Origin of the sequence: Pseudomonas sp. GM49, from assembly GCF_000282355.1 — a bacterium.
Lineage (GTDB): Bacteria > Pseudomonadota > Gammaproteobacteria > Pseudomonadales > Pseudomonadaceae > Aquipseudomonas.
This window is the reverse complement of sequence record NZ_AKJL01000191.1, coordinates 1-5,431: the sequence shown is the minus strand read 5'-3', so window position 1 is coordinate 5,431 and position 5,431 is coordinate 1. Positions and strand designations below refer to the sequence as shown.

Genomic DNA, 5,431 nt, shown 5'->3' with positions numbered 1-5,431 from the left:
CTCCCAGCCAATGGCCGACGTCACCGGCGGCCGGGGCTTGGGGCAGCAGTTCGCCACGCAAACCGAGAATGCTCATGGCGGTGTCGTGCATGCGCTGGTCGAGCTCCGACCAGAAGATCTTGTTGGTCGACGACTCCGGCCCGATCTTGCCGCCCTGCACCAGTTTCGAGGCGGTCATGTAGGTGCTCAGGGTGTAGGCCTCGGCATCGAGCCAGGCGCGCATCACGGCTTCACCGATGGCCGGGTCGCGATCGGCAAGTTCGCGGTTGGCCAGGTACAACTGCACCAGACGCTTGGCGGTTTCCTGGAAGCGTGCCGGTGAACGCAGCAGCAAACCGCGCTCGAACCCGGCGGTGGACATCGCCACGTGCCAGCCCATGCCCTCGCCACCGAGGGCGTTCTCCACCGGCACCTTGACGTCGTCGAAGAAGATCTCGGCGAAGCCCGGCAAGCCATTGAGCTGCGGAATCGGCCGCACGGTGATCCCCGGCGTATTCAGCGGCAGCAGGATGAAGGTCAGGCCGTGATGGCGCTGGGACTGTGGATCGGTACGGAAAATACCGAACGCCCAGTCGGCCCACACCGCGCGGGTCGACCAGGTTTTCTGGCCATTGATCACATAGTGGTCGCCCACCCGTTCAGCCTTGGAGCGGATCGCCGCCATGTCGGAACCGGCGCCCGGCTCAGACCAGGCCTGGGCCCAGATGTCTTCGCCGGTGGCCATGCGTGGCAGAAACCGTGCCTTTTGCTCTTCGCTGCCGTATTCCATCAGGGTCGGGCCAAGCAAGAAAATGCCGTTCTGGTTGACCCGTGCCGGCGCCCCGGAACGGTAGTATTCCTCTTCGAAAATCAGCCACTCGATCAGGTCGCAGCCGCGCCCGCCGAGTTCGGTCGGCCAGGTGACCATGCCCCAACGACCTTCGTTGAGTTTGGCTTCCCAGGCGCGGTGCTCGGCAAAGCCCTGTTCGGTGTCGAACAATTGCAGCGGTTCACTCGGTACATTGGCCGCCAGCCAGGTTCGCGCATCAAAGCGAAAGGCCTGCTGGGCCGGGGTATAGGTCAGGTCCATGGATATGCCTTCAGCCGTTGAATCGGGCATCGCGTTTCTCGACGAACGAGTCGCGTGCTTCCTGAGAGTCCAGTGAGCGGTAGGCTTCGAGGGTGAAGCCCTGCTCCCAGCGGTATTTGTCTTCCAGATTGCCGTCTTCGATGCCGGTCAGCGCTTCCTTGGCCAGGCTGATCATGCCCGGGCTCTTGGCGGCGATGGTACGGGCGATCTGCAACGCGGCTTCGCGCAAATCTTCACGCTTGACCACCCGTTCCACAGCGCCCAGACGGTAAGCCTCGGCGGCGTCGATCGGCTCGCCGGTGAAGTACATGTGGCGGACTTTCTGCACCGGGAACAACCGCTGCAAATGCGCGCCGCCACCCATGGCCCCGCGATCCACTTCCGGCACGCCGAAGGTGGCGCACTCGGACGCGACAATGATGTCGGCGGCGCCGCAGATGCCGATGCCGCCGCCCAGCACGAAGCCGTGCACCGCGACGATCACCGGTTTCGGGTTGCGGTGAATCGCCTTGAAGCTGTCGTAGTTGCCCTTGTTCACCGCGACGATCAGGTTGCCGTCGGCGGCCAGTTCCTTGATATCGACCCCGGCGCAGAAGCCGCGACCTTCGGCGCGAATCACGATCACCCGCACGTCGCTGTTGCGGCCAAGGCCCTCGATCTCGCTGGCGATATCGGCCCAGCCCTGGCAGTTGAAGGCGTTGACCGGTGGCCGGTTGAATACCAGTTCGGCAATGCCGTTATCGATGCTGACGCTAAATGGTTTCATGGTTTCCTTCCTTCACAATACATGGCCCCTTCACGACACACGGCGGCACAGTTCGCCCAGGCGTGCTTCGGCGTCGCGGACGATCTGTTCAATCAATTGGGCGCAGCTGGGCAAGCTGTCGATGGATGCGGCGATCTGTCCGGCAGGCAACACGCCCGCGGCCGGTTGCCCGTCGACCATGGCTTTCTGGATCACCATCGGCGCGTTGGCGGCCATGATGCTTTGCGCGGCGGTCAGCTCTCCGGCACCGCGCATCTTCAGCGCGCTGGTCAGCAGCTGGATCAGGCTCATGCCCGTGTGACGGCGGTAGGCCAAACCACTCTGCAACGCCAACAACAGGCGCTTGAGGCCACCGCTGTTTTCCAGCTGGTTGAGCAATTCGTTGCGGATCATCCGTTGTGGCATGCCGTCGATGGCACGGCTGATGATGATCGCCGCCGGGTCTTTCACGGCCAGGTAACGGGCCAGGGTCGCCTGCGGCACCGGGCTGTCGGCGCACATCAGAAAACGCGTGCCCATGGCGATACCTTCGGCACCGTAGGCCAGGGCCGAAACCAGTCCCTTGCCGTCCTTGAAACCGCCGGCCGCCACCACGGGCACCGACACGGCATTGACCACTTGATCGAGCAGCATCGAAGTAGGCACGGAACCGGTGTGCCCACCGCCCTCGCCGCCCTGTACGGTCACCGCATCGGCGCCCATTTCCACGGCTTTCTGCGCATGCTTGAGCGCGCCGACCGTGGGAATGCACACCACGCCGGCATCTTTCAGGCGGCTGATCATTTGCTTACCCGGCGAACGGCTGTAGCTGACCGCGCGGACTTTGTGGCGCAACACCAGTTCGACGATGTCGCCGGCATTGGCCTGGTACATGTGGAAATTCACCCCGAACGGCTGATCGGTCAGGCGTCGGGTTTCGATAATCGCCGCTTCCATGAGCTGCGGTTCGATGGTCGCCCCGGCGAGAAAACCGAAGCCGCCGGCATTGCCCGTGGCCGCCACCAGTTTCGGGTCGGCGACCCAGCCCATGGCGGTCTGGATGATCGGGTAGCGGCAACCGAGCAGTTCGGTCAACCGGGTATTCAACGAAATCGCCATGCTCACGCCCCGCCCGCTTTGCGTTGCGAACTGGCCATGGCCTTGGCGTCGTAGCCGCCGAGGCGGTCGCCGGACACCAGTTCATTGTGGGCATGGGCGAAGTGATGCAGGCCGAACACCATGTCCATGGTCGCGCGCTTGCCCATCAGGTCTTCGGCGTTGTTCACCGCTTGCTTGCTCAGTTGCAGGCCCAGGCGCGGCATCTGGGCGATGCGCCCGGCGATGTCGAGAGTCTGTTGTTCCAGCTCGTCGCGCGTCACCACCCGATTGAGCATGCCCATCTGATAGGCACGCGGTGCCGGCATGCGCTCGCCGAGAAACAGGAATTCCTTGGCGATACGCGGGTTCAATTCATGCACGTGGGCGAAATACTCGACCCCGGGAATGCCCATGCGCACCACCGGATCGGCGAAATAAGCATCCTCGCTGGCCACGATCAGGTCGCAGACCCAGGCCAGCATCAGCCCACCGGCAATGCACGCGCCCTGGACCATGGCGATGGTCGGCTTGGGCATTTCGCGCCAGCGGCGGCACATGCCCAGATAGACCTCCTGCTCGCGGGCATAGAGAAACTCGCCACCCGGTTTGTTGGTGTGGTCGTACCAAAGGCTCGCCCGATCGAACGTCTTGTCGACGTCCCGCCCCGGCGTGCCGATGTCATGCCCGGCGGAGAAATGCTTGCCGGCGCCGCGCAACACGATGACCTTCACTTCATCGTCATCGCAGGCCCGGCGAAACGCCGCGTCCAGCGCATAAGTCATCTGCGAGTTCTGCGCGTTGTGGTACTCGGGGCGGTTCATGGTGACGATTGCCACCGCGTCGCGCACTTCGTACAGGACCACTTCGGCCTCGTTCTTGTCGTTATGTTCAGCCATCACTTGTCTCCGAAAATGCGGGCGCTCAGCGCTGGCCTGGCGGGTTGTCTTTGAGCTGCAGGGCGCGCAGGTTGTGCGGGTCCAGACGCTGGATCAGCTGCAATTGCTCGACCGTCGGTGCCACGGTGGTCGGGCAATCGTCCGGCACGTGCAGCTCAAACCCGGTGTTGTCCCGGACCTGCGCTGCCGTCACGCCGGGGTGCAGCGAACGAATGCGCATCTGCCGCTGCGGTCCCTGGAAATCCAGCACGCACAGATCGGTGATGACCAGGCGAATGTCGATGTCATCCAACGACCAGCCGCGCGCCAGGCGGGCCGGGTTGTAGCCGACCGAGGCGACCATATCGACCTCGCCTTCGACGAACACTCGACGGTTATGGCTCGGCACGCAAAACGAGTTGGCGTGGCTGATCGAGTTGCCGGGAAAACCACGCACGCCGAGCATCTGCGCCTTGGGTTTGGCGTAGTCGCCGATGCAGGAAATGTTCGCCTGGCCATAGCGGTCGATCTGGGTCGGGCCGACCAGAGCATGGCGCTTGCCGCCCCAGACGTTGTCGAAAATCCGCGAGAACCCCATCCAGCTGTCACGCTTGGGCTCGTAGCCGTTGCGTGTGCCCAGCGGCACCGGCTCTGCGACCATGTAGGCTTCGGAGTCGGTCATCAGCAGTTGCGGGTTGCTGGTCAGCATGGCCAGCGAAGCGGCCAGACGCGGGATCACGCCGATGCCGGTGGCCAACACTTCGCCGTCTTCGCGCCAGGCTTCGGAGGCCGCGCAGATCATCAACTCGGCGAGGCTGTAAGTAGTAGTGCTCATCGCAAGGCTCCCTTAGAAAATCGGCAACGGCAGTTCACGGATCGCAGCCAGGCCGCCAACCTTGTCCAGATACTGTTCGTGGGTGCAGTCGACGTAGTCGCGCACGTACCCTTCCCAGCCATCGGCCGCCTGCACGGTGGCGTTGTAGGCCTTGAAGTGCGCGACGTCGAAACCGTACAGCGGCGCGCAGGACGACGGGTGCGCCCCACCCGGCACGTGGGCCACGGCGGTGGTCAGGTTGCGCTCCCAGAACACTTGATGGGCGTGGGCGCAGTCCTGATGGAAGTAGTCGCTGTCGACCAGTTCATCGCAGGTCACGTAGCTGTGGGTCGCGGCCCGCACGAACAGGTCGTCCATGTAGTGATCGGGGCCGCTGATCTGGCACACGCCGCGTTTGTCGGCACGGTCGACGTGCACCAGTGCTGCGTCGAGCTTGAGCGCCGGCATCGCCACCCAGTCCTTGCCATCGGCGTACGGCGAGGCGATCAACTTGATCTGGCGGTTGTAGCGCAGCACATCGGTGCCCAGGCCCACCGCCGTCGGAATGAACGGCACATTCATCGCCGCCGCCCGCAGACCGAGCAACAGCATGCCCTCGTCGATCTCCATCACTTCCAGCGCCGCTTCCTGGCGCGCCTTGCGGAAGTACGGCTCCAGCGGAATGAAATCCAGGGAAACGAAGGCGAACACCAGTTTCTTGATCTTGCCGGCCGCGCAAAGCATGCCGACATCGGCTCCGCCATAGGCCACCACGGTCAGGTCCTTGAGGTCCGAGCGCAGAATCTCCCGCACCAGCGCCATCGGCTTTT

General features: G+C 63.8%; 6 protein-coding genes. All 6 read right to left on the bottom strand.

Annotated features, from left to right (window positions below):
• Window positions 1–1,069 (bottom strand): acyl-CoA dehydrogenase family protein (locus PMI29_RS12025; RefSeq protein ID WP_007999466.1); only part of this gene is annotated, 1,069 nt, incomplete at its 3' end.
• Between the two features lie 10 nt (window positions 1,070–1,079).
• Complete coding sequence (locus tag PMI29_RS12030; RefSeq protein WP_007999464.1) at window positions 1,080–1,835, bottom strand: enoyl-CoA hydratase family protein; 756 nt, start codon at window positions 1,833–1,835, stop codon at window positions 1,080–1,082.
• 30 nt (window positions 1,836–1,865) lie between these two features.
• The gene (locus PMI29_RS12035; protein WP_007999462.1) at window positions 1,866–2,933 is read right to left on the bottom strand and encodes an NAD(P)H-dependent flavin oxidoreductase; all 1,068 of its coding nucleotides are present in this window, start codon (window positions 2,931–2,933) and stop codon (window positions 1,866–1,868) included.
• A 2-nt stretch (window positions 2,934–2,935) separates the two neighbouring features.
• Window positions 2,936–3,808 (bottom strand): enoyl-CoA hydratase, encoded by an 873-nt coding sequence (locus PMI29_RS12040; RefSeq protein ID WP_007999461.1) that lies wholly within the window; start codon window positions 3,806–3,808, stop codon window positions 2,936–2,938.
• A gap of 25 nt (window positions 3,809–3,833) precedes the next feature.
• Window positions 3,834–4,622, bottom strand: coding sequence for an acyl CoA--acetate/3-ketoacid CoA transferase subunit beta (locus PMI29_RS12045; protein WP_007999460.1), 789 nt, complete (start codon window positions 4,620–4,622; stop codon window positions 3,834–3,836).
• 12 nt (window positions 4,623–4,634) lie between these two features.
• The coding region (locus PMI29_RS12050; protein ID WP_007999458.1) for a CoA transferase subunit A at window positions 4,635–5,431 on the bottom strand (797 nt) is incomplete at its 5' end.